Here is a 21,353-nt window from a genome sequence, read left to right on the forward strand (position 1 = left end):
AGCACGCCAGCACGCCAGCACGCCAGCACGCTAAGCCTGAAAGCCTGATTATCAGCCTTGGAGACATGAATTCGCGCTGTATTCGCTGGCAAGCCAGCTTCCCACAGCTGCTTCGCGGCGCTCTTTGTGGGAGCGACCTTGGCCGCGAATCGGGGTGTTAGCGTGCAAGCGTGTTGCGTGTTGCGTGTTGCGTGTCAGCCAGCTCCCAGTCTCCGCCAGTCGCCGGAATAACCCCCAACAATGCCGTCTTTTCCGGGCATGGCCGTCGCCATGGAAGCGAATAATGGATGGACTCCCGCGATTCGGGGTGATCAGTGCGGACGCCGATGGGGCGCTGTTGAGGACAGGGCATGTACACCGCTCAAGGGAAAATCGACCAACAGGCGCTGCTGGAGGAGCACTTGCCAGCGGTGCGGCGCCAGGCGCTGGCGTTGCAGGTCAAGCTGCCTGCCAGCATTGAACTGGACGATCTGATCCAGGCCGGTACCGTCGGCCTGCTGGATGCTCTGCGCCGCTATGATCCCAACGCCGGCGCCAGTTTCTCCACCTTTGCCAGCCAGCGCATTCGCGGTGCCATGATCGATGAATTGCGTTCACGTGACTGGTTGCCGCGCAGCGTGCGCCGCCATGCGCGCGAACTGGACCGGTGCGTGCACCGGCTCGAGCAACGTCTCGGCCGTGCCCCCCAGGAACGGGAAGTGGCCGCCGAGATGGGCATGAGCCTGGAGGAGTACCGGCAGTTGCTCAGCGACACCAATAGCGGCCTGCTGCTGCCGTTCGAGGACATCGTCGCCGAACAGGGCGAACCGGATGCCGGCGGCAATGGCCCGCCGGACCCGTTCAGCGCCCTGGTGGACGGGCAGCAGCGCGACCGCCTGATCGCCGCCATCGAGGCATTGCCGGACCGGGAAAAACTGCTCATCGGGCTGTATTACCAGGAAGACCTCAACCTCAAGGAAATCGGCGCCGTGCTGGGCGTCACCGAATCCCGGGTTTGTCAATTGCACAGCCAGGCGGTGAGCCGTTTGCGCGGCCGCCTGGCTTGATTCTCGCCCGCGGTAACGCGGCTTCCTACACGAAGCGGTCCGTCAGCGCTACAATGCGCGCCGACGCAGAGGCTGACGTAATGTCCTATCTGTACAAAGACCTGGGCGGTGGCAGGCCAGCAACTGGCGCGCTTTGCAATACGCTTACGTGATCGAAGACTTACCGTACGCGGGTTCCAGGCCTGGAGGATCCGGAGCCTGCCGAGGACCTAGCGGTAACGGTCGAGGGCGAGCCGGTCGCCGACGAATCCGGCGACCGGTGGCCGTGGCTCTACCTGCAACTGGCCCAGGAGGGGCCGCTGAACGGTGGAGCAATGGAGGAGTAGCTGGTGTTCCGGCTCGTCACATCCTGGGAAACCTGACGACTGTCCGCTCATAGCGGTCTGCTACACTCAGCCAAATGGATAAACTTTAAACAAGGAGGTTTTATGCGACTGCTGATTGTTCTGTCCGTTGCGGGGATAGCTGTTAGCGCCGGGGCAACCCTGCAGGCCTGGGATGGATCATGGCACGGCATCTGGCCCGCACTATTGGAAGGTGGGAAAGCTTTTATCAGCCTGTTCGGAGTACTTGGGTTTCTTTTCTGCATATTAAGTGGCTTAACAGGTGGCAGAGGTAGTCGGGATGGTTCTGATTACGACACCTATGCCAACTGGCATCAGCACAATCAACGGAATCGCAGGAGGTAGTTTCGGATAAATCGAGAGGGCTCGGTATCAGGCGGTACCGTGTTGTCGCAGGAGGTCCAGATCAGCAAAGCGCCATTGATGCGTTACTGGATCATACAGAGCATAGTGGCTTGCAACTGTTTCTTCGTCCGCATCTACAGAATTCCGGATGCTTCTTAATACTTTCTTGGCCGCTTTTTTCAGAGAATGGCTATCTTCTTGAGCCCATTTCTCAATGCTGCGTCCATAATCCGGGACGCCTGCATGTTTCCATATGTTTTCAAGTACGCCTTGAAATTCATCACCGAATTGAAAAAAGGTGCTTTCTAGGGGTATGCCGTTCATGGGAAATGATTTGTACACCATTAAAGTCATCGGCACTCCTGTTTCAGGGTCTGCCAATAATCGATCCCCCACCGCTGCAAAACCGTAGCCAACCGCGAAATTTAAACGATCCCCTTGCTCTTGTATAAAGCTCTCTAGTTTCAAAATGTTTGTAGGAACTGCCCTATATGGATACCCCTTTTGATTAAATGCCATCTTTTCAAGGTGCGCATGAACGGGAGAAATTAAGGTCCGAAGATGGTAGGGCGCTTGATTCGGTAGTATCGCAATCTTCCAATCATCATTCCCTTCTTTTTTAGGGGAGGGGAATGCCAAAGAGTACAATCCTATATCGCTACAAAAATAGTGAGGGGCTTCTTCTAATGTCATTACTCAAACCTTGCTGTATTTTCAATGAAGCCAACAATATTCTTGTGTAGGCTGCGCCAGTCAATATTCTGTTCCTGATAATGGAAGTTTAGAAAATATTGTATTCCGCCATCGGCAAGCCCCATCATTTCACAACTTCCATGCTCAGATTTAAAGCATCGAACGTTGAAGATGCTGCCAGCTTTGGAAACGTAAATTTCCCGCCTTTTATCACTATCTGTATAAAGATTGACGCCGCCACTCGAATTCACCAGGAAATATTTTTCTTCATATAAAGAGGCCAGCTTAGTAACAAACTCATCCGGTGGAATAAGAAAGGTCATATAAGCCACATCGTGTTTATCATTCTCTTCCTGGCAAACACCTAAATCAGGGAGGCAAAGAAGAAAATCCACCCCGCCTGGGGCTTCTTTGTGCCTGTTAGCACTATCAGGGTTTGAATCCCAACATTCTTTATTCGCTGAAACCTTAGCGACACCTTCTCCCTTAATCGTTATGGGATGACTAACAATTTCTCCGCCAAAGCACTCATCAGATAACTCAAACTCCCTTGGAGCTGGCATGTCCGAAAAGGCGGGCCCCAAAAAGAACAAAGACAGACAGAGTGTGAAAAATGCTCTCATTAGGTTCCTCTCAATTTCTCGCTTTAAATGGATTCTCAGAATCCATGGCGTCAAGTTTTTTTCTGACAACCACATTCTTGAGTTTGTCAACCATTTCTGCCTTTTCTTCAATGCTTTTATTGCGAAAAGCCGTCTTGTCCGACTGTATTGATTTGAACGCTTTCTCCGACTCGACCAAACGCCCTTCCAATATTCGCCGCTTATTTTGACAGTCCTCGAATCTCCCCTGCAAAGCATCATACTTTTCTTTATCAAAGCTCTCTTGATAACCAAGATAACTATTTTCGTAGTCTGTAAGCTCCTTCAGACTTATGTCGCACTCATCCCTCATGTCATCCGCATTGTCTTTTGCCGTCACCACATCATTTTTAATCTCAGAGTAATATCTGTCGAAGGCATCATCTAAATACCGCTCCAAGGCTTCCCGCTCCTGAGCGGCTTGAAATTCGGTGAACTTCTCCGTGCCGTTGTCGCGCGCTTGCTGCCTTGCGCGCAATTCTTCAATTTGCGCTTCAAGGCGACTGATATATCGGCGCAAGTGCATTTTTGATCTTTCAAGGTCCGCCCGCACCCCCTGTACGCTGGCATCACGCAAGGCGTCCGTGCCTTTTCTCAGAGCCCGTTCTATGCCGTCTAGCATAGAGGCTTTTAGGACCTTTAGAATGGAGGTGGGTCGGGCTAGCTCTACAAGGCTCAAAAGGCCATCCGCATTTTCTGCCAGCTCACCAGCACCGAGTATGCCTTTCTGCTTCTCAACCTCCATTTCCAGCGCGCGAATAATCAGTGCAAGGTGATGATTCTTCGGCCCGTTAGGACCCATTTCCGACTCGCCAATTTCTTCCTCTTCCTCCCCCTCTTCAACGAGAGGGTAGGACTGACCTGTCGGCGATGAAGATTGTGTCTGTCCGGAGAGAATAGAGGCGGCTGCGGAGGCAGCCGTGGTAGACGCAGTGATGATGGCGTTGGATTGACCGACCAGCGTTGCCAGGCCGGCGGCCACACCGCCCAGGTCACTGCCTCGAGCGCCAGCGCCAGGATCGATGCCGGTAGTGGCCTGACTGGAAATCAGCATGGCGCCGCAAGAGGTCTTATCCCCATGCCTAGCGATTTCTTTGCCGTCTTCCCTGTTCGTCGGGTCGCCACTGATGATGTGGGTTAGTTTATTGCATTTGGGACAAATGACCGGGTCACCGACCCGAGCGATGCCTTTCCCTTCGATGTCCGTTGTGATTGAGGCGCCGATAACGGTGCCTCCATGGTCGGTCTTGTCACCGAGCACAATGATCGGGCGCGACATGCCTACCTCCGTGTTGATCAATCCTTAACCGTCCTGGCTGTCGAGGGTAGCATAGCAATGCGCGGCCTCGCACCCGCCGTGTATCGGCAGTAGGCCGATTTGCGGAGAGGCCGAAGCCGGCCCAGTTGGGTATACAGGAGTGTTGGGCCGAGAGGCTTGCCGTTGGCGATGAGTATGCGGTTGCTGTTCATATGGACAGTAATTGAAAATTCCGGCGAGCTCCAACAGACATTCAGCCAATGTTGGCGTACCCTTTGCGTCTCCATGATGTGCTTGGTGAAGGGACGTTTGGTTAGTCGTCGCCATGGGTACAAAGACGTGTACAAATTCTGAATTTGAGAAAATGTCGAACCTTTCTTTCCTCGATAAAATAAGGCAAAGACGCACTTTTGCCATCATCTCGCACCCGGACGCCGGTAAGACCACCATTACCGAGAAGCTGCTGCTGTACGGAAACCAGATCCAGCTGGCGGGCACGGTGAAGGGGAAGAAATCCGGCCGCCATGCCACCTCCGACTGGATGGAGATGGAGAAGGAGCGGGGGATTTCCGTGACCACCTCGGTGATGCAGTTCCCCTATCAGGATGCCATGGTCAATCTGCTTGATACGCCGGGGCACGCTGATTTCTCCGAGGACACCTATCGCACCCTGACCGCGGTGGATTCCGCCTTGATGGTGATCGACGCCGCCAAGGGCGTGGAGGAGCGAACCGTCAAGCTGATGGAGGTGTGCCGGCTGCGCGACACACCGATCCTCACTTTCATCAACAAGCTGGACCGCGACGTGCGTGATCCCATCGAGGTGCTGGACGAGATCGAGGACGTTCTCAATATCGAGTGCGCCCCGGTGACCTGGCCGATCGGCATGGGCAAGAGCTTCAAGGGCGTCTACAACCTGCTGCGCGATACCACCGTGCTGTATAAGACCGGCCAGGGCCATACCATCCAGGACGTGCGCGAGATCAAGGGCCTGACTAATCCGGAACTGGATCAGGCGGTGGGGGCGGACTACGCCCAGGAACTGCGCGACATGCTGGAACTGGTGCGCGGCGCCAGCCACGATTTTGATCTGGAGCGGTTCCTGGACGGCCGGCTGACCCCGGTGTTCTTCGGTACCGCCCTGGGCAATTTCGGCGTCGATCACATGCTCGATGGCCTGGTGAAATGGGCGCCGCCGCCGCAGTCGCGGGAAGCGGTGGAACGCCGGGTGGGAGCGGAAGAACCGAAGATGACCGGCTTCGTCTTCAAAATCCAGGCCAATATGGATCCGCGTCACCGCGACCGGATCGCCTTCATGCGCATCTGTTCCGGCAAGTATCAGAAGGGCATCAAGCTCAAGCAGTGCCGTACCGGCAAGGAAGTGCGTATCTCCGATGCGCTGACGTTCCTGGCCGGGGAGCGGGACAACGTGGAAGAAGCCTTCGCTGGCGACATCATCGGCCTGCACAACCACGGTACCATCCAGATCGGTGACACTTTCACCGAGGGCGAGGATCTGCGCTTCACCGGTATTCCGCACTTCGCGCCGGAGTTGTTCCGCCGGGTGGTGCTGAATGATCCGCTGAAGAGCAAGCAGCTCCATAAGGGCCTCACCCAGCTTGCGGAGGAGGGGGCCACCCAGGTGTTCTTCCCGCTGCGTAATAATGACGTGGTGCTGGGCGCGGTGGGGACGCTGCAGTTTGACGTGGTGGCGGCTCGCCTGAAGGCCGAGTACGGCGTGGAATGCCGTTACGAGCCGGTCAACGTCACCACCGCCCGCTGGATGGAGGCGGACAGCGAACGCGAACTGGCGTCTTTCGAGCGCAAAGCCTACGACAACCTGGCCCGCGACGGCGCCGGTCATCTGACCTACCTGGCTCCGACGCGGGTCAATCTGCAACTCACCGAGGAACGGCACCCGGAAATCCGTTTCCTCGAGACCCGGGAGATTTGATCTCCCGGACACCGTTGCCGTACAAATTTTAAACGGACTGAAACCTGCCGGTCCCCGCTTTGCAACAACGGGGACCTAGGCTCCTCCCCCAGCGCCTTTGTCTTCATCTCCGCCGTTCTGGCGGCTATCCCATGAACCGTCGCGAAAACCACACCCGTGAGGGTGGCCGGGACCTTTTGGGGGGCGCTTCCATAGCATCAATAACATCGGGGAGCACAGTCATGTTTTTCTCTTCTCATCCCGGCCGTCTGGTCCGGGTGTTTCTGATTCTGCTGTTGTCGATACCGTCACTGGTGTTGGCGCAGTCCGCTCCGAACCCCACGGTTCGGGATACCGTATTCGATATTCAGCAGCGATTTCTTGAGCAGTTCAGCACCGAGGCGTTGCAGTCGATGACTCCGGATCAGGTGCTCGCCAACCTCTCCGCCGAGGAGCGCCATATCCTCGGCACCGACTTCGTTCGCTTTACCGTGAACGTACCGGTGGTGGTTTCGGTGATACGGGATCCGTGGCCGGTGGCGCAGTTCTGGTTGGCGGACCTGGGATTCGAGAAAACCGATCTGAAGGCACGCATTCGCCATGAGACCGAGTGGGAAGTGTGGCAGGCGGAGTTTGCCGCCGGCGAGGTGGGGCTGGGGGTAAACGGTATCATCGACGGTGATTCCAACGGCAGTATCGAGTCCTACGCCATCGCGGTGGCGCCGGTGAACGCGGATAACGAACTGGTGATCAGCGATCTCTACCATCCGTCCTTTGGCCTGGATACCGTGGCTCTGGAGCGCCCGGCCTGGGCCGACGAAGAGAGCCGCTACTTTATCGAGTTGCCGGACCAACTGGTGGGACAGCAGTCCGTGCAGTTACTGCGCACTCGCCGCAACGATGGCCAGTTGATCCACTTCGCCAATATCACGCCGTACCCATCCACTGCGAGGCCGGATCAGGTGGTTCTGACACTGGGCGATGACCCGGCTACCTCCGCGGTGGTGCAGTGGCGCACGGACCGCACGGAAAGCGCCGGCAAAGTCGTGTTCCAGGAGAAAAGCCATTTTACCGGCTTCGACGCCGGCGATGAGTATCTGTCCGCCTCATCCGAGGGGCCGGTGGTGATTGACTCGCCGCGGGAGGACATCCTGGCCGAGTACGACACGCTGGACGATTACCCCGGTGGCTTGCTTGAGCTGCGCCCGGAGCCGGGCAATGATCCGGTGGTGAACCGGCATATCGTTCCCCTGCGTGATCTGAAACCGGCCACCAGCTATGTCTATGCCGTGGGTAACGGCGAGGACGGCGGCTGGAGCGCACCGCAGCAGTTCACCACCGATCCGGCCGACCCGGAGGCTTTTTCCTTCATCTATATGGGCGACGTGCAGCACGGCTTCGAGGAATGGGAGCCGCTGGTGCGCCGGGCCTATGAATACACGCCCAATGCCCGTTTTATCGTGATGACCGGCGACATGGTCAATCGCGGGCCGGAGCGGGACGACTGGGACGCGTTCTTCCACGCCAGCGAAGGGGTGTATTCGGAGCAGCCGCTGGTGCCGGTGCTGGGCAACCATGAATACAATGGCCAGGAACCGAGCCTCTATCTGGACCAGTTCATGCTGCCGGAGAACGGCCCGGAAGATATGGAGGAGCGGCTCTACAGCTTTCGTTATGGCGACGCCTTCTTCGCCATCGTCGATGGCAGTCTCAAGGACGAGGACGAGTTGGCCAAACAAGCGGCCTGGCTGGATCAACAACTGGCGCAGGCGGACACCACCTGGAAGTTCGTCGCCATCCACCAGCCTATCTATGGCTCCCGTCCCACTCAGGACGAGCCGGAGTTGCGCGAGGCCTTCCTGCCGGTATTGGATCGTCACGGCGTGGATCTGATGCTGCAGGGCCACACCCATGCCTATCTGCGCACCCAGCCGATGAAGGACGGCAAGGTAGCCCCCGAAGGTGAGGGCACGGTGTATCTGGTGGCCAATTCCGGCACCAAGTTCTATGAAGTGGGCGGCTTCCAGGAGAAGTATGGGGTGGAGCCGGCGGTAATGATCGCGGACCTGGCCACTTATCAGGTCATCGATATCGACGGCGGGGAACTGCGCTACCGGGCCTACGATGTGGACGGGGCCGTGGTCGACGCCTTTACCCTGGAGAAAACACCGGTGGACGAGGACGAGCCGGTCGAGCCCGAGCCGGAACCGCCGGCTTCCGGAGGCGGTTCCGGTGGCGGGAGCTGGGGACCGGGTCTGCTGCTGGCGGGCGCGCTGCTGCTTTGGCGACGCCGTTCGTTCCGGTCCTGAGCGCTGTGGAGGGCTGGGAATCCCCGGCCCGGCTCCTGGAAAAGCTGACCGCTCGGTCGCGCCGGTCCCCGCCAGTGCGGCGTTTCCGGGCGATTCCGGGCCTTGTCACCATCATTCACCAGAGAAATATTGGGTATAACCCATATTGATTGTTTTTATGGGTGAGGGCCCCCTAGAATGCGCGCCATCGGTAGCCGGCGTCGGGTAGGGGCCCTTTTCCCTGCATGACCGGCGGCTTCGGTGTTCATTCTTCTATCGACAAGGATTGACCATGTCACAGTACCTCAAAGAGATCGAAGCACTGAGCTCCGTGGTTGGTGCCAATAACACCTGGCACGACATCAACCCGGAATCCGCTGTTCGCATGCGCCTGCAAAACCGCTTCAAAACGCATCTGGACATCGCCAAGTACAACGCCAAGATCATGCGCGAAGACATGGCGGCCTACGATGCGGACACCTCCAAGTACACCCAGTCCCTGGGTTGCTGGCACGGTTTCATTGGTCAGCAGAAGCTGATTTCCATCAAGAAGCACTTTGGCAGCACCAAAGGCCGGTACCTGTATCTGTCCGGCTGGATGGTCGCGGCCCTGCGTTCCGAGTTCGGTCCGCTGCCGGATCAGTCCATGCACGAGAAGACCGTGGTGGCCGACCTGATCCGCGAACTGTACACCTTCCTCAAGCAGGCCGACGCCTGGGAACTGAACCATCTGTTCCGTGCCCTGGACGACGCCAAAGCTGCTGGTGATGAGGCTAAACAGGCCGAGATCATCAGCCAGATCGACAACTTCGAAACCCACGTTGTGCCGATCATCGCCGACATCGATGCTGGCTTCGGTAACCCGGAAGCCACCTACCTGATGGCCAAGCAACTGATCGAAGCCGGTGCTTGCTGTATCCAGATCGAGAACCAGGTTTCCGACGAGAAGCAGTGTGGTCACCAGGACGGTAAAGTGACCGTTCCCCACGCCGACTTCCTGGCCAAAATCAACGCTGTGCGTTACGCCTTCCTCGAGCTGGGCGTTGACGACGGCGTGATTGTTGCCCGTACCGACTCCCTGGGCGCCGGCCTGACCAAGCAGATCGCCGTGACCAACGAGCCGGGCGACCTGGGCGACCAGTACAACGCCTTCCTGGATGGCGACATCATTGAAAGCGCCGCCGACATCAACAACGGCGACGTGGTGATCAAGTCCAACGGCAAGCTGCTCAAGCCGAAGCGTCTGGCTTCCGGCCTGTTCCAGTTCAAAGCCGGTTCCGGCATTGACCGCGTGGTTCTGGACTGTATCACCAGCCTGCAGAACGGCGCCGATCTGCTGTGGATCGAAACCGAGAAGCCGCACGTTGGCCAGATCGCGGAAATGGTTAACCGTATCCGTGAAGTGGTGCCGGACGCCAAGCTGGTTTACAACAACAGCCCGTCCTTCAACTGGACCTTGAACTTCCGTCAGCAAGTGTTCGACGCTTGGGAGAAGGAAGGCAAGGACGTGTCCGCTTACGACCGCGATCGCCTGATGAGCGCCGACTACGACGGCACCGAGCTGGCTCAACTGGCCGACCAGTGGACCCGGAACTTCCAGCGCGATGCTTCTCGCGAAGCGGGTATCTTCCACCACCTGATCACGCTGCCGACCTACCACACCGCTGCTCTGTCCACCGATCAGCTGGCCAAGGGTTACTTCGGCGACGAAGGCATGCTGGCCTATGTGGCTGGCGTACAGCGCCGCGAGATCCGCGAAGGCGTTGCCACCGTGAAGCACCAGGACATGGCCGGTTCCAACATCGGTGATGACCACAAAGAGTACTTCTCCGGTGAAGCCGCGCTGAAAGCCGGTGGTAAAGACAACACCATGGGTCAGTTCGAGAACATCTAAGTCTCGATCTTACTCAGGTAAGTCTGGAAAAGGCGGGCCCCTCGGGCCCGCCTTTTTTTGTTTGACAGAATTTTCCACAGACCGTGCCACGAAGCTCCCACAGCAGCCTTGTAGCTACCTCTGAATTCATGTCTCGTGCTCCTGCCCGATGACCCTTTTCGTCAATGGATCTGGCGTGATCCGCGATTGTCCCGGCCCGCTCCCCGGGCGGATGATGCTGAAACCCTCATAAAAGCGTGGGCACGCGCCCGCGATATCAGAACAACAACACCCGCCCCCGGCTTTGGGGCATGAAGAACGGAGAGCCGAGATGCAAGACGCTCACGATGTTGGTCTGACGCTGGGCACGCTCGTCCTGCGTACGCTGGCACGTTATCCGGACCGCACCGCCTTCACCTGGGAAGGCGGGGAACTCAGCTATCGCGGTGCCGCCGATCTGATCGGCCGCCTGCAGAAAGTCTTTCTGAGCCACGGCCTGCAGCGTGGCGACCGGGTCGCCGTGCTCAGCGCCAACCGGGCCGATGGCTGGTGCGCAGGGGTCGCGGCGCAGCTATGTGGTGCGGCCACCACCGCGTTGCATCCCAAGGGGGCGTTATCCGATCACCAGTTCCAACTGGAGGACTGTGATGCCGCTTTCCTGGTGGCGGACGCTGAAGCGTTCGGTGACGTCGGCGCGGCGTTGTCGGCCCGGCCGGGGATGACCACTTTTACCCTGACGGCGGCGGAGTACGGCGTCGACCTGAGTCGGGCCGTGGAGCAGGCCGGTACGGCGACGGCTCGTGATCTGGCCCACGCCAGTGACATCGCCACCCTGAACTACACCGGCGGCACCACCGGGCGCTCCAAGGGCGCTTTCCGTCGCCATCAGGCGCTGGTGGCTTCCGCCGTGGCGATCCTGGCGGATTTCGAGCTGCCGCGCCGGCCCTATTATCTGGCGGTGGCACCAGTCAGCCATGTGTCCGGCACCAAGGTGCTGCCGACGCTGATGCGGGGCGGCTGTGTGCATTTAATGCATGGCTTCGATACCGGCGAAGTGTTGGCGGCGATCGAGCGGCGGCGGATCAATTTCACCTTGATGGTGCCGACCATGCTCTACAGCCTGCTGGACGATGCCCGCTTGGCGAATACTGATCTTTCGTCTCTGGAGCTGTTGCTGTATGGCGCCTCACCCATGTCACCGACCCGGCTGGCCGAAGGCATGGACCGGATCGGGCCGGTGTTCGCGCAACTGTTTGGCCAGACCGAATGTTATCCGATCACCTATCTGCCAAAGGAAGACCATGACCCCGCCCATCCGCAGTGGCTGGCGTCCTGCGGCTTCCCCGTTTCCTCCAATCGTATCGCTCTGCTGGACGACGAGGGCCATGCCGTGCCGTTTGGCGAGGCGGGGGAAATCTGCGTGCGCGGTCCGTCGATGATGGAAGGGTACTGGAACCAGCCGGAGCAGACCGAGGAAGCGATGCAATTCGGCTGGCTGCATACCGGTGATGTGGCGAGGGCGGATGAACAGGGCCGGCTGTATATCGTGGACCGCAAGAAGGACATGATCGTGACCGGTGGTTTCAACGTCTACACCCGCGCGGTGGAGGATGTGCTCAGCGCTCATCCGGCGGTGGCCATGGCGGCGGTGATCGGCGTGCCGGATCCGCGCTGGGGCGAAGCGGTCACCGCCGTCGTGGTTTGCCACCCGGGAGAGCAGGTACCGGCGCGGACCCTGATCCAGCAGGTCAAGGATTTGAAAGGCGCCGCCCACGCACCGAAAAAGCTCGAATTCGTCGATGCCCTGCCACTGACCAGCCTGGGCAAAATCGACAAGAAAGCACTGCGGGCCCGTTACTGGGCCGGCCAGAGCCGACAGATAGGATGAGCAGCGTGATGCGAAACAAGGCCATGAGATTACCGCCTTCTCTTGCGCGCCGGCTGCGTTTGCCGCTGATCGCCGCGCCCATGTTCCGGGTCTCCGGGCCGGAGCTGGTGATCGCCGCTTGCCGCCAGGGGGTGATCGGTTCGTTTCCCACCGCCAACTGCCGCACGGTGGAAGAGTACGACCGCTGGTTGAGTGAAATCAGCGCCGCGCTGACGCCTGAAGACGCGCCGTTCTGTCCCAACCTGATCATGCGACGGCGGAGCCTGAAGGAAGAGTTGGCCTGCCTGCTGAAACACAAGGTGGAAATGGTGATCACCAGCGTCGGCGCGCCGGAGCCGGTGATCGCGCCGCTGCACGACATCGGCTGTCTGGTGTTCGCCGATGTGGCCAATGTCCGCCACGCGGAGAAGGCCATCGCCGCCGGCGCCGACGGCCTGATTCTGCTTACCGCCGGTGCCGGCGGCCAGACCGGCTGGGCCAATGGCTTCGCTTTCGCGCGAGCGGTGCGGACCTTGTTCGATGGCCCCATCGTGATGGCCGGAGGCATCAGCGACGGCCAGGCGCTGTGGGCGGCCCAGGCCCTGGGCTGTGATCTGGGCTATATGGGCACCAAATTCATCGCCACCCGGGAAAGCCTGGCGGCGGACGGCTACAAACAAATGCTGGTCGATTCCCGGCTGGATGACATCATGCTCAGCCGTGCCTTCACCGGTCTGGAGACCAATACGCTTAGGCCGTCGGTGATCGCCGCCGGTCTTGATCCGGATGATCTGCCCACGGATATGACCGAGCAGCGCGCCGCGGCTTTATACGGCGGCGGTTCCGGACATTCCGGGCCGAAACGCTGGGTGGACGTATGGAGTGCCGGGCATTCGGTATCCGGCGTCAGCGAAGTGCCGTCGGTGGCGGCGCTGGTGGCCCGAACCGCTGCTGAATATGAGCGGGCCCGTGCGGAAACCGGGGCTATGCTGCAAGCGCCGTTCTGATTCGACGGACGCCGCCGTATTTCATTTTCCTGCGATCATTGCCGCTCATTCTGGTACCTTTTCAGGATTTCCTGATTAATGAATGGAAGCCTCAGCAGACGGAGTAGTAATGAACATTGCGGTGTTTTGCGGTTCCAGTTCCGGTGTCGATCCCATCTATGAACAACAGGCGCGGGCGCTGGCCCGGGCGCTGGTGGCGCAGGGCCATGGCCTGGTCTACGGCGGCGGTCGGGTTGGACTGATGGGCGTGATCGCCGATGCGGTCCTGGAGGCCGGCGGCGAGGTTATCGGGGTGATTCCCCAGGCGCTCAAGGATCGGGAGATTCAGCACACCGGGGTTACCGAATTGCACGTGGTGGAAGACATGCACCAGCGCAAGGCGATGATGGCGGAGCTGGCGGATGGTTTCATCGCCATGCCCGGTGGTGCCGGTACCCTGGAAGAGATCTTCGAGGTATGGACCTGGGCGCAGTTGGGCTACCATCACAAGCCCTGTGGTTTTTTCAACGTGATCGGCTATTACGACGGCTTGATCGGTTTTCTGGAACACATGGTGGACCAGGGTTTCATGAAGCCCGCTTATCGGGAAATGCTTACCGTGGACGCGGATCCCAGGGCGCTGGTGGCGGCGTTCGCCGATTACCAGGCGCCGGTGGCGAAATGGGAGAAGGGGTAAGCAGTGTTGAAACCACAACCTGATCAGGAGACGTGCCCATGATGGCGGTGCTCACCGGCGGTTTGATCATCATATGGCTGGCGCTCTCCGCCGGCCGGACCTTGCTGGACTATCTGCATGTGGAACTGCATCGGCCCGCGGCCATCGCCGCGCCGTTGCTGTTGGCGGTGTTGGAGTCGGTGCTGTTCCTGTGCCAGGTGCCCCGCACCTCCCTGTTGCCGGAATCCGGAGCGACCCTGGCCTTGTCGCTGCTGCTGGCGCTGACCTGGGGTATTAATGGTACGGTGGCGGTGAAGGTGGTAAAAGCCGGAAGTCAGGCGTCGGGCGTTCAATAAAGAAATACGGATTGCCGATGTGGCCTTCAAGACAAGAATTCAGAGCTGACGAAGCCGCTGTGGGAGCTTGCCTGCAAGCGAATGGACTCGGGCCCTGAATTCGAGAATTCGCTTGCAGGCAAGCTCCCACAGCGGCTTCGTCAGCTCTGAAACCAGCCGGTGAACTCCATGATCCGGTACAGCGCCATACGCCAATACGACGTGTCCTCGTAGGCCTCATAGGGCAGGCTGAACAACCTGTCGCCCGGGTTACTCCAACGTCTCTCGAATGTGGCCCGGGCACGGCTGATGACCTCATCTTCGGCTCCGGCCACCCATTCCACGCTGGTTTCCAGATTCAAATTATCCAGGTTGCGCCGGGTGTAGTTGGCGGACCCGAGGATCAGCCGCGCCGGGCGGTCGCTGTCCGCCGCCGGAAAGCGCAGCAGCATCTTGGTATGGCATTGTTCTCCGGTGGTGGCGCACCAGCGCACCGCGACGCCGGCGTCGTGCAGCTCCCAGGCCACCTGCCGGTTGGGCACGCCATTTTTCTCGCGGCCGAAGGCATCCTTGTTCGGGTCCAGCAGCAGGCGCACCCGGACACCTCGCCGTTGCGCCTCGGCCAGGGCTTTCACCAGCGGGCGGTGGGAAAGATAAAACACACCGACATCCAACTGTTCGCCCTGGCGCGCTTCGTTCACGGTGGCCAGCAGGGCATCGCGGATGGCGCCCTCAGTGAGCAGGCGCAAATGGGGCAGGGCGTCGCCGCCGGTTTCGGAGGGCGGGGCCGCCGGCCAGTCCTCGCCCACCGCGGCGCCGGACCAGCGTGCCACCGCCAGTTCCGAGTGCAGGACATCGAGCGCCGCCGGGCCGCTGAAGCGCAGGGCAATGTTGGAGTGCGCGCTGCTGGCGTCGTGGGCGTTGGCCGAGGTGACCAGCGCGGTCCAGTCGTCGCCTTCGTCCACCACCAGGGTCTTGCGGTGATTGGCCTTGAAGTTGAGCAGGCTCAGATAGGTTCTCAACGTGACCTCGTCGCCGCCGGTGGGATTGGGCAGCCAACCGGTGCCAGCGCTATTGCCGAACCACTGACAACACACCCGCCAGAGCGCCGACCAACTCGGGTTGGAATCGCGCAGACGGGGCAAGGCGGTGAAGACCACCGGAATGCCGGCCTGACGCAAACGCTCCAGCTGCGGCGCCCTGACACCGCCGTAGAGAGTGTTGAAGGGATCGGTGATGACCAGCATGCGCAGCCCGGGCACCGCTGCATGACGAGCCAGCAGCGCTGCGGTGAGCTGTTCGCTGAGCGGCCGATGGGCGCTGCCGCTGTCGCCGGCGAAGGTGTTGAACAGGAACATATCCACCACCACCAGCTTCCTGGCCTGGCCGATCAGGCGAAAATACTCGTCGAAAATGGCCTGATCGAAATGGCGGTCACTCTGCTCATCGCTCCAGGTGTCGTCCACCAGCAGCGCCACCTGATGGGCGGAACGCGGCGGCCCGGCTTCGCCAACGCCCTCCGGTAGGGGCTTGTAGCGTTGCCAGATGGCTATCGCGATGAGTAGTACCAGCACCGTGAGCAGTGCTTTTTTCCATGGCTTCATAGTGTGTCCTGTCACAAGCAGAGAGCAGCCAGACCGGGGCCAACCGCTGATATTCACGGGGGCGCGGCGGTTGGTCAAGGCGGACGGCGTTATTCGACAGTGCAAGGGATAATGGCACCTTGGTACATGTTGTGAAAAAAATGACGGTTTGGTTAACGCTCCGATAACCGCCAACCAACAGTGTTTTCTCCTCCGTTGGGATAACAATCGGGGAAAACCCGGCATCGGCCGGGATTGAAAACGGAGAATAATAATGAAACGGCTGTCTTTGATCGGACTTTATGGTCTGTGTTTGCTCCTGGCCGCGTGTGGCGGTTCGGGCTCTTCGTCTTCCGGTGATCCTTCGCCTTCCCCCAATCCCGGTGGTCCGGATGAACCGGGGGAAACGGTGTGGGCGGACGGCGAGATTCAGGTGTTGTCCAACCGTGCCGATCTGATCAGTGGCGGTGACGCCCTGATCAATATCGTGGTGGATGACCCCACCTTGCTGGAAGGCGCCCGCGTCGCCGTGGGCGAGCAGGATGCCGGCGCCGGCCTCCATCGCACCGGCGATACCCTGAGCGGTTTGATTTCCGGCCTGGCGGAAGGCGGGAACACCGTCACCGTGACGCTGGCGGACGGCTCGCTGTTGCAACGCACCCTGGTCAACCACCCGATCAGCGGGCCGGTGTTCTCTGGTCCGCAAATCCAGCCCTGGACCTGTACCCATGCCGCCGCCGAGGATGCCTTTTGCAACCAGCCGGCGGAATACCGCTTCAAATATGTGCCGGCGGACCGCCTGCAAGCGCTGATCACCGGCTTCGATCCGATGAACCCGGGCCTGCCCGGTGCTTTCCAGGACTATGACCTGGATAACCCGCCGGCGGCGGACCAGATCGCCAGTGTCACCACCGACCAGGGCGTGGAGGTGCCGTTCATCGTTCGCGTGGAAACCGGCGTGATCAACCGTGACCGCTACCAGATCATGGCGCTGTACCAGCCGGATCAACCCTGGAGTGCGCTGGCACCGCAACCGCAATGGAATGGCAAGCTGCTGATCCATCACGGTGGCAATGTGGGCGTCAGTTATGGCCCCGGCGAACCGCCCAATGGCGACATTGCCGGTACCGCGCCGGAAGGGGCGGAGATGCTGTTGGGTGACAGCATTTCCGTGGCGCTGGGGCGCGGCTTCATCACTCTGTCCACGGCTCAGGCCAACCTCGGGCACAACGTCAATCTGGTCACCGCCGCCGAATCGCTGATGATGGCCAAGGAGCGCATCGTCGAGCAGTACGGACCGCTGCGTTACACCATCGGCACGGGCTGCTCTGGCGGCGCCATCGCCCAGCAACATATCGCCAATGCCTATCCGGGTATTTATCAGGGCCTGATCGTGCAGTGCTCCTACCCGGACGTGTGGACCACCGCCAGCCAGTTCGCCGATTACAATCTGCTCAGTCGCTATTTTGGCAATCAGCTGCCGGAAAACCCCACGGACCTGCTATCGGTGATCACCTCGCTGCTGACCTCGGGGACGATTCCGGCGCTGCAGTGGTCGGCCTTCTACGGGCATTTGCCGATCAACCCGGTGGTCTCCGATCTGGCGTTCTTCCCCTCGGCGTACCCCACCCAGGATCAGTGTCCGGGGCTGGCGGACGGCGTGCCGGTGTACCATCCGGAAGATCGGCCGGACGGGCTGCGCTGCGGCCTGATCGACTATATGGTGAATCAGTTCGGTACTCGGCCGCCGTCGGTGTGGAGTGCCAACGAACAGGCGCTCGGCCGGGGATTCGCCGGTATTCCACTGGATAACGTGGGGGTGCAATACGGTCTGGAAGCGCTGCGCGACGGTACCATCACGCCACAGCAGTTTCTCACCGTGAATCGGGAGATCGGCGGCTTCGACGTGGACATTCGTCATCGACCGGAGCGTACCGTCGCCGACCCGGAAGCGCTGCGTAATGCCTACCGAACCGGCGCCATCAACACCGCCGAGCATCTTGCCAATGTGCCGATCATCGACCTGCGCGGTCCGGATCCGGGGCTGGCTCACGACGCTTACCATTCCTGGCAGATGCGCGAGCGGCTGAAACGTACCCAGGGGCATGCCGACAATCACGTGATCTGGTTCGGCGCCTTCCCGCTGGCCGGCGACACTGTCTACACCACCGAGGCGTTGCTGGTAATGGACCGCTGGTTATCCGATATCGAGGCCGATCCCGAGCCGGGGGCTGTCGAGGAAAAGGTGCTGGCGCGCAAGCCGATTCAAGCACGTGACCGTTGTCTGTCGGTGTCGTCGCTGTTGGGCGCCGATGGCCCGATCGTGCCGTTCACCGGCAATCTGTTGTATCCGGATCCGTTGATTCCAGGGCTGGATTTGTCCCTGCTGCCACCGCCGCCGCCGGAACTGGGCGTGGTGGTGGATGCGGTCACCGCCCAGGTGTGCGGTCTGGATCTGAGCGCGCTGGGGCTGCCGGGTATCGTCGGTGATCTGTTGTCGCCGATTACAGATATCGTGGTGGCCTTGCAGCAAACCGTGGTGCAGACCCGCTTCGGCACGCCGCGCACCGTGGCCGGTGACGACATCACCACCCTGGTCAATAAATGCCAGCTGAAACCGGTGGACCCGGCGGACTATCCGTCCGGACTGCTGTCCGGGATTCCCGATCCGGAAGCCTTCGCCGCGCAGGTGGCGGAAATTTTCCCGGATGGGGTGTGTGACTACAGCCAGCCGGGAGTGGAGCAGGTGCCCACCGAAACCTGGTTGCAGTACGGCACCGCGGAGCAGGTGATCACCGGTGGCGCGCCGCTCACTGGCGATGCCGGCGGCTCCCGTCAGGGATGGGCATCCCCGGCGTTTGGGGCGGGATTGTAGATCCGCACGGGAGAGCCCCCAGGGCGGGGGCTCCCGATCCCGGGGTCAGTCGGCTTCCGGCAGGGCGTAGGTGATGACGTAGTCGCCACTCGGTGTTTCCATGAAATGGTGGCCGGTGGCGACGATCATCAGGTATTGACGCCCGTCCGCTTCGTACACCAAAGGCGTGGCCTGGCCGCCGGCAGGCAGGGCATCCTGCCAGATGGTTTCACCAGTGGTGATGTCGATGGCACGGATCAGATCGTCGGTGGCGGCGGCAATGAAGATCAGACCGCCGGCGGTGACCACCGGACCCCCGTTGTTGGGCGTACCGATGGTGAACGGCAAACCGCTGCGAATGCCCCAGGGCCCGTTGGCGCGGGCGGTGCCGAACGGGCGGTCCCACAAGGTTTCGCCAGTGGTCACGTCGATGGCGCGGATACCGCCGTAGGGCGGCTGTTTGCACAACAGTCCGGTCCACGGCACACGCCAGCCCGCGTTCACGTCAATGGCATAGGGTGTGCCCGCTTGCGGGTCGCCGGCGCCCTCGGCGTCGCCATGATCCTTGGCGTCACCCTCGCCGCGCGGCAGCCAGCCGTATTGATTGGCCAGTTCCCGCGGCACCAGCCGATTGTAGTTGGGGGTGATGTTGTAGTTGGCGATCATCACGCCACGGGACGGGTCCAGCGCCACGCTGCCCCAGTCGGAGCCGCCGTTGTAGCCGGTGAACTCGATCCATGGCCGGTCCGCGTTGGGTGGCGTGTACATGCCCCGGTAGTCGGCTTTGTGGAACTGCACCCGGCAATACATCTGGTCGAACGGCGTCATGCCCCACATGTCATGCACGGTGAGGTCGGGCTGTTTCAGGCTGTGCCAGGTGGAGAAAGGCTGAGTCGCGCTGCGTTGCTCCGGTTCGGCGCCGCCCTGGGGCACCGGTCTTTCCTCGATGCCGGTGAGCGCTTCGCCGGTGCGCCGGTCGAACACATAGAACTCGCCTTGCTTGGTCGGCAGCAGAATCGCCGGCACCGGTCCCTTGCTGGTGGGGAAATCCAGCAACGAGGGTTGTGAACCCAGGTCGTAATCCCAGACGTCCTTGTGTGCGACCTGAAAGTGCCAGACCGGTTTGCCGGTGCTGGCGTCCAGCGCCACCAGCGACGCCGCCCATTTGTTTTCCGCTTCGCTGCGCGGTGTGCTCCAGTAATCGGCGGCGGAGTTGGCCATCGGCAGGTACACCATACCCAGAGCGTTGTCGCCCACCGCGGTGGTCCACATATTCGGCGAGCCACGGGTGTAGATCCGGTCGCCGCTGAGTGGCTCGCTTTGCTCTGGCCGGCCGGCGTCCCAGGCCCATTTCAATTCGCCGGTGAGGGCGTCGAACCCCTTGATCACGCCGGACGGCGCATCCCGTTTCTGGCCATCCAATACCTGATGCCCGGTGATCACCACATCCCGTACGATCACCGGCGCTGAATTGATCGAGACATAGCCGGGCGGGGTGTCGCCCATGTTTTTCTTGATATCCACCTGGCCGCCGTCGCCGAAGTCCTGACAGGGTTCGCCGGTGGCGGCGTCCACGGCGACGATGCGACCGTCCAGGGTGCCGGAAAAAATACGGCGGGCGCAGGCCGGGCCGTTGCCGTCTCCGCTGCTGCCAGGCAGTGTCGCCAGACGCTCTTCCGGTACCTGATAGTAGGTCACCCCGCGGCAGGCGGCGGTATAGGGAATGGCGTCCTCGGATACTTCGGGGTCATAGCGCCAGTTTTCCCCGCCATCGGCGGCGTTCAGCGAAATAATGATGTTGCGGGAGGTACACAGAAACACGTCGTCGCCAACTTTGAGCGGCGTGGTCTCCGCGCCCCAGCGGCGGTCCAGCAGATCGCCGGTACGGTAGACCCAGGCCCTTTCCAGGCTGGCGACGTTGTCGGCGGTGATCTGATCCAGCGATGAGTAGCGTTGCGCGCTATGGCCACCGCCGTAGGCGGGCCAGTCGCCGGGGTGCGGGTTGTCCGCCGGTTGCGCGTCACCCACCGTGGTGGCCAGTCGGGCGCTGTCCGGTCCGGGGACCGGGTTGGGATTGGCCGCGCCGAACGGTAGGAACGCCAGCCCGAGGCCGACCACCATCAGCACCACCAGCGCCCCCGCGACAGAATAAGAGGCACCAGGGGCAAAGCCGTTACGCAATCTGGGAGCGGCCACCGCCACCGCCACACCGAGCCCGATCACCACGTCCATGCGCGGAATCCAGCCCCAATAGTTGCCGCCGGCTTCCCACAGCGTCCACAGCAGGGTGCCAATGAACACCAGAACGTAAATGCCGACGCCGGCCCGGCGCCCGGTGATCAGCAACAAACCGGAAACGATCATGGCGAGGCCGGCCAGCAGGTAATACCAGGTGCCACCCACCGACACCAGCCAACCGCCCTCGATGGCGAAGGCAACACCGAACAGGGCGACGACGGCGCCGATCAGGAAGAGCAGGACATCGCGGGAACGTGAGGCGGCCATGGAGAACTCCTTCTCTGCTTATTGTGAGGGAACATCCGTGCACCCCACGGTAACGCAGCGAAGCAGGCCCTCGCCCATTTTGTGGGCCGGGTTCCGCAGATTTTACCAAACTTTAGAATTGCACCC

Annotated in this window: 15 protein-coding genes; 10 read left to right on the forward strand and 5 right to left on the reverse strand. The window is 60.8% G+C overall.

Annotated elements, in window-relative coordinates; all coding sequences use genetic code 11:
* The first annotated feature begins 350 nt into the window (after positions 1-350).
* Positions 351-1,046 (forward strand): RNA polymerase sigma factor FliA, encoded by a 696-nt coding sequence (locus MA04_RS03470; RefSeq protein WP_022995623.1) that lies wholly within the window; start codon positions 351-353, stop codon positions 1,044-1,046.
* A 428-nt stretch (positions 1,047-1,474) separates the two neighbouring features.
* Positions 1,475-1,735 carry a hypothetical protein gene (locus MA04_RS03475; RefSeq protein WP_262459462.1) on the forward strand — a complete coding sequence of 87 codons (261 nt, stop codon included), beginning with the start codon at positions 1,475-1,477 and terminating at the stop codon, positions 1,733-1,735.
* 27 nt (positions 1,736-1,762) lie between these two features.
* On the opposite strand, the gene MA04_RS03480 is transcribed toward MA04_RS03475, so the two are convergent.
* The 3 genes from MA04_RS03480 to MA04_RS03490 are packed head-to-tail and all read right to left on the reverse strand — an operon-like array spanning position 1,763 to position 4,348.
* Positions 1,763-2,428 carry a hypothetical protein gene (locus MA04_RS03480; protein ID WP_262459464.1) on the reverse strand — a complete coding sequence of 222 codons (666 nt, stop codon included), beginning with the start codon at positions 2,426-2,428 and terminating at the stop codon, positions 1,763-1,765.
* On the reverse strand, positions 2,428-3,051 hold the full coding sequence (locus tag MA04_RS03485; protein WP_262459465.1) for a hypothetical protein: 624 nt from the start codon (positions 3,049-3,051) through the stop codon (positions 2,428-2,430). Before MA04_RS03485 ends, MA04_RS03480 begins: the two co-directional genes overlap by 1 nt.
* A gap of 10 nt (positions 3,052-3,061) precedes the next feature.
* Positions 3,062-4,348, reverse strand: a complete 1,287-nt coding sequence (locus tag MA04_RS03490) for a PAAR domain-containing protein (protein WP_262459466.1) — start codon at positions 4,346-4,348, stop codon at positions 3,062-3,064.
* A gap of 343 nt (positions 4,349-4,691) precedes the next feature.
* Between MA04_RS03490 and MA04_RS03495 the strand changes: the two genes are divergently transcribed.
* The 7 genes from MA04_RS03495 (at position 4,692) to MA04_RS03525 (ending at position 14,306) form a co-directional block, all read left to right on the forward strand.
* Positions 4,692-6,281, forward strand: a complete 1,590-nt coding sequence (locus MA04_RS03495; protein ID WP_262459467.1) for a peptide chain release factor 3 — start codon at positions 4,692-4,694, stop codon at positions 6,279-6,281.
* Between the two features lie 221 nt (positions 6,282-6,502).
* Positions 6,503-8,569, forward strand: coding sequence for a purple acid phosphatase family protein (locus tag MA04_RS03500; protein WP_262459468.1), 2,067 nt, complete (start codon positions 6,503-6,505; stop codon positions 8,567-8,569).
* Between the two features lie 271 nt (positions 8,570-8,840).
* Entirely contained in the window at positions 8,841-10,442 is a 1,602-nt protein-coding gene (locus MA04_RS03505; protein WP_163125558.1) for an isocitrate lyase, read from the forward strand.
* Positions 10,443-10,752: 310 nt separating this feature from the next.
* Entirely contained in the window at positions 10,753-12,309 is a 1,557-nt protein-coding gene (locus MA04_RS03510) for an AMP-binding protein (RefSeq protein WP_262459469.1), read from the forward strand.
* A gap of 8 nt (positions 12,310-12,317) precedes the next feature.
* Complete coding sequence (locus tag MA04_RS03515; protein WP_262459606.1) at positions 12,318-13,295, forward strand: NAD(P)H-dependent flavin oxidoreductase; 978 nt, start codon at positions 12,318-12,320, stop codon at positions 13,293-13,295.
* A gap of 109 nt (positions 13,296-13,404) precedes the next feature.
* The gene (locus MA04_RS03520) at positions 13,405-13,971 is read left to right on the forward strand and encodes an LOG family protein (protein WP_262459470.1); all 567 of its coding nucleotides are present in this window, start codon (positions 13,405-13,407) and stop codon (positions 13,969-13,971) included.
* 38 nt (positions 13,972-14,009) lie between these two features.
* Positions 14,010-14,306 (forward strand): hypothetical protein, encoded by a 297-nt coding sequence (locus MA04_RS03525; RefSeq protein ID WP_262459471.1) that lies wholly within the window; start codon positions 14,010-14,012, stop codon positions 14,304-14,306.
* A 140-nt stretch (positions 14,307-14,446) separates the two neighbouring features.
* Here MA04_RS03525 and MA04_RS03530 read toward each other — a convergent pair whose 3' ends face one another.
* Positions 14,447-15,889 carry a phospholipase D family protein gene (locus tag MA04_RS03530; protein ID WP_262459472.1) on the reverse strand — a complete coding sequence of 481 codons (1,443 nt, stop codon included), beginning with the start codon at positions 15,887-15,889 and terminating at the stop codon, positions 14,447-14,449.
* Between the two features lie 253 nt (positions 15,890-16,142).
* On the opposite strand from MA04_RS03530, the gene MA04_RS03535 reads away from it, so the two are divergent.
* Entirely contained in the window at positions 16,143-18,743 is a 2,601-nt protein-coding gene (locus MA04_RS03535) for a DUF6351 family protein (protein ID WP_262459473.1), read from the forward strand.
* A gap of 45 nt (positions 18,744-18,788) precedes the next feature.
* On the opposite strand, the gene MA04_RS03540 is transcribed toward MA04_RS03535, so the two are convergent.
* Positions 18,789-21,227 (reverse strand): membrane-bound PQQ-dependent dehydrogenase, glucose/quinate/shikimate family, encoded by a 2,439-nt coding sequence (locus tag MA04_RS03540; RefSeq protein WP_262459475.1) that lies wholly within the window; start codon positions 21,225-21,227, stop codon positions 18,789-18,791.
* Between the last annotated feature and the right edge of the window lie 126 nt (positions 21,228-21,353).

Origin of the sequence: Alloalcanivorax balearicus MACL04 (assembly GCF_025532145.1) — a bacterium.
Lineage (GTDB): Bacteria > Pseudomonadota > Gammaproteobacteria > Pseudomonadales > Alcanivoracaceae > Alloalcanivorax > Alloalcanivorax balearicus.

What these genes read in the sequence shown, in the direction of transcription:
- MA04_RS03530 (WP_262459472.1), bottom strand. Translation starts at nt 15,889, where the DNA reads ATGAAGCCATGGAAAAAAGCACTGCTCACGGTGCTGGTACTACTCATC.
- MA04_RS03510 (WP_262459469.1), top strand. Translation starts at nt 10,753, where the DNA reads ATGCAAGACGCTCACGATGTTGGTCTGACGCTGGGCACGCTCGTCCTG.
- MA04_RS03485 (WP_262459465.1), bottom strand. Translation starts at nt 3,051, where the DNA reads ATGAGAGCATTTTTCACACTCTGTCTGTCTTTGTTCTTTTTGGGGCCC.
- MA04_RS03540 (WP_262459475.1), bottom strand. Translation starts at nt 21,227, where the DNA reads ATGGCCGCCTCACGTTCCCGCGATGTCCTGCTCTTCCTGATCGGCGCC.
- MA04_RS03470 (WP_022995623.1), top strand. Translation starts at nt 351, where the DNA reads ATGTACACCGCTCAAGGGAAAATCGACCAACAGGCGCTGCTGGAGGAG.
- MA04_RS03535 (WP_262459473.1), top strand. Translation starts at nt 16,143, where the DNA reads ATGAAACGGCTGTCTTTGATCGGACTTTATGGTCTGTGTTTGCTCCTG.
- MA04_RS03500 (WP_262459468.1), top strand. Translation starts at nt 6,503, where the DNA reads ATGTTTTTCTCTTCTCATCCCGGCCGTCTGGTCCGGGTGTTTCTGATT.
- MA04_RS03505 (WP_163125558.1), top strand. Translation starts at nt 8,841, where the DNA reads ATGTCACAGTACCTCAAAGAGATCGAAGCACTGAGCTCCGTGGTTGGT.
- MA04_RS03495 (WP_262459467.1), top strand. Translation starts at nt 4,692, where the DNA reads ATGTCGAACCTTTCTTTCCTCGATAAAATAAGGCAAAGACGCACTTTT.
- MA04_RS03480 (WP_262459464.1), bottom strand. Translation starts at nt 2,428, where the DNA reads ATGACATTAGAAGAAGCCCCTCACTATTTTTGTAGCGATATAGGATTG.
- MA04_RS03490 (WP_262459466.1), bottom strand. Translation starts at nt 4,348, where the DNA reads ATGTCGCGCCCGATCATTGTGCTCGGTGACAAGACCGACCATGGAGGC.
- MA04_RS03515 (WP_262459606.1), top strand. Translation starts at nt 12,318, where the DNA reads ATGCGAAACAAGGCCATGAGATTACCGCCTTCTCTTGCGCGCCGGCTG.
- MA04_RS03520 (WP_262459470.1), top strand. Translation starts at nt 13,405, where the DNA reads ATGAACATTGCGGTGTTTTGCGGTTCCAGTTCCGGTGTCGATCCCATC.
- MA04_RS03525 (WP_262459471.1), top strand. Translation starts at nt 14,010, where the DNA reads ATGATGGCGGTGCTCACCGGCGGTTTGATCATCATATGGCTGGCGCTC.
- MA04_RS03475 (WP_262459462.1), top strand. Translation starts at nt 1,475, where the DNA reads ATGCGACTGCTGATTGTTCTGTCCGTTGCGGGGATAGCTGTTAGCGCC.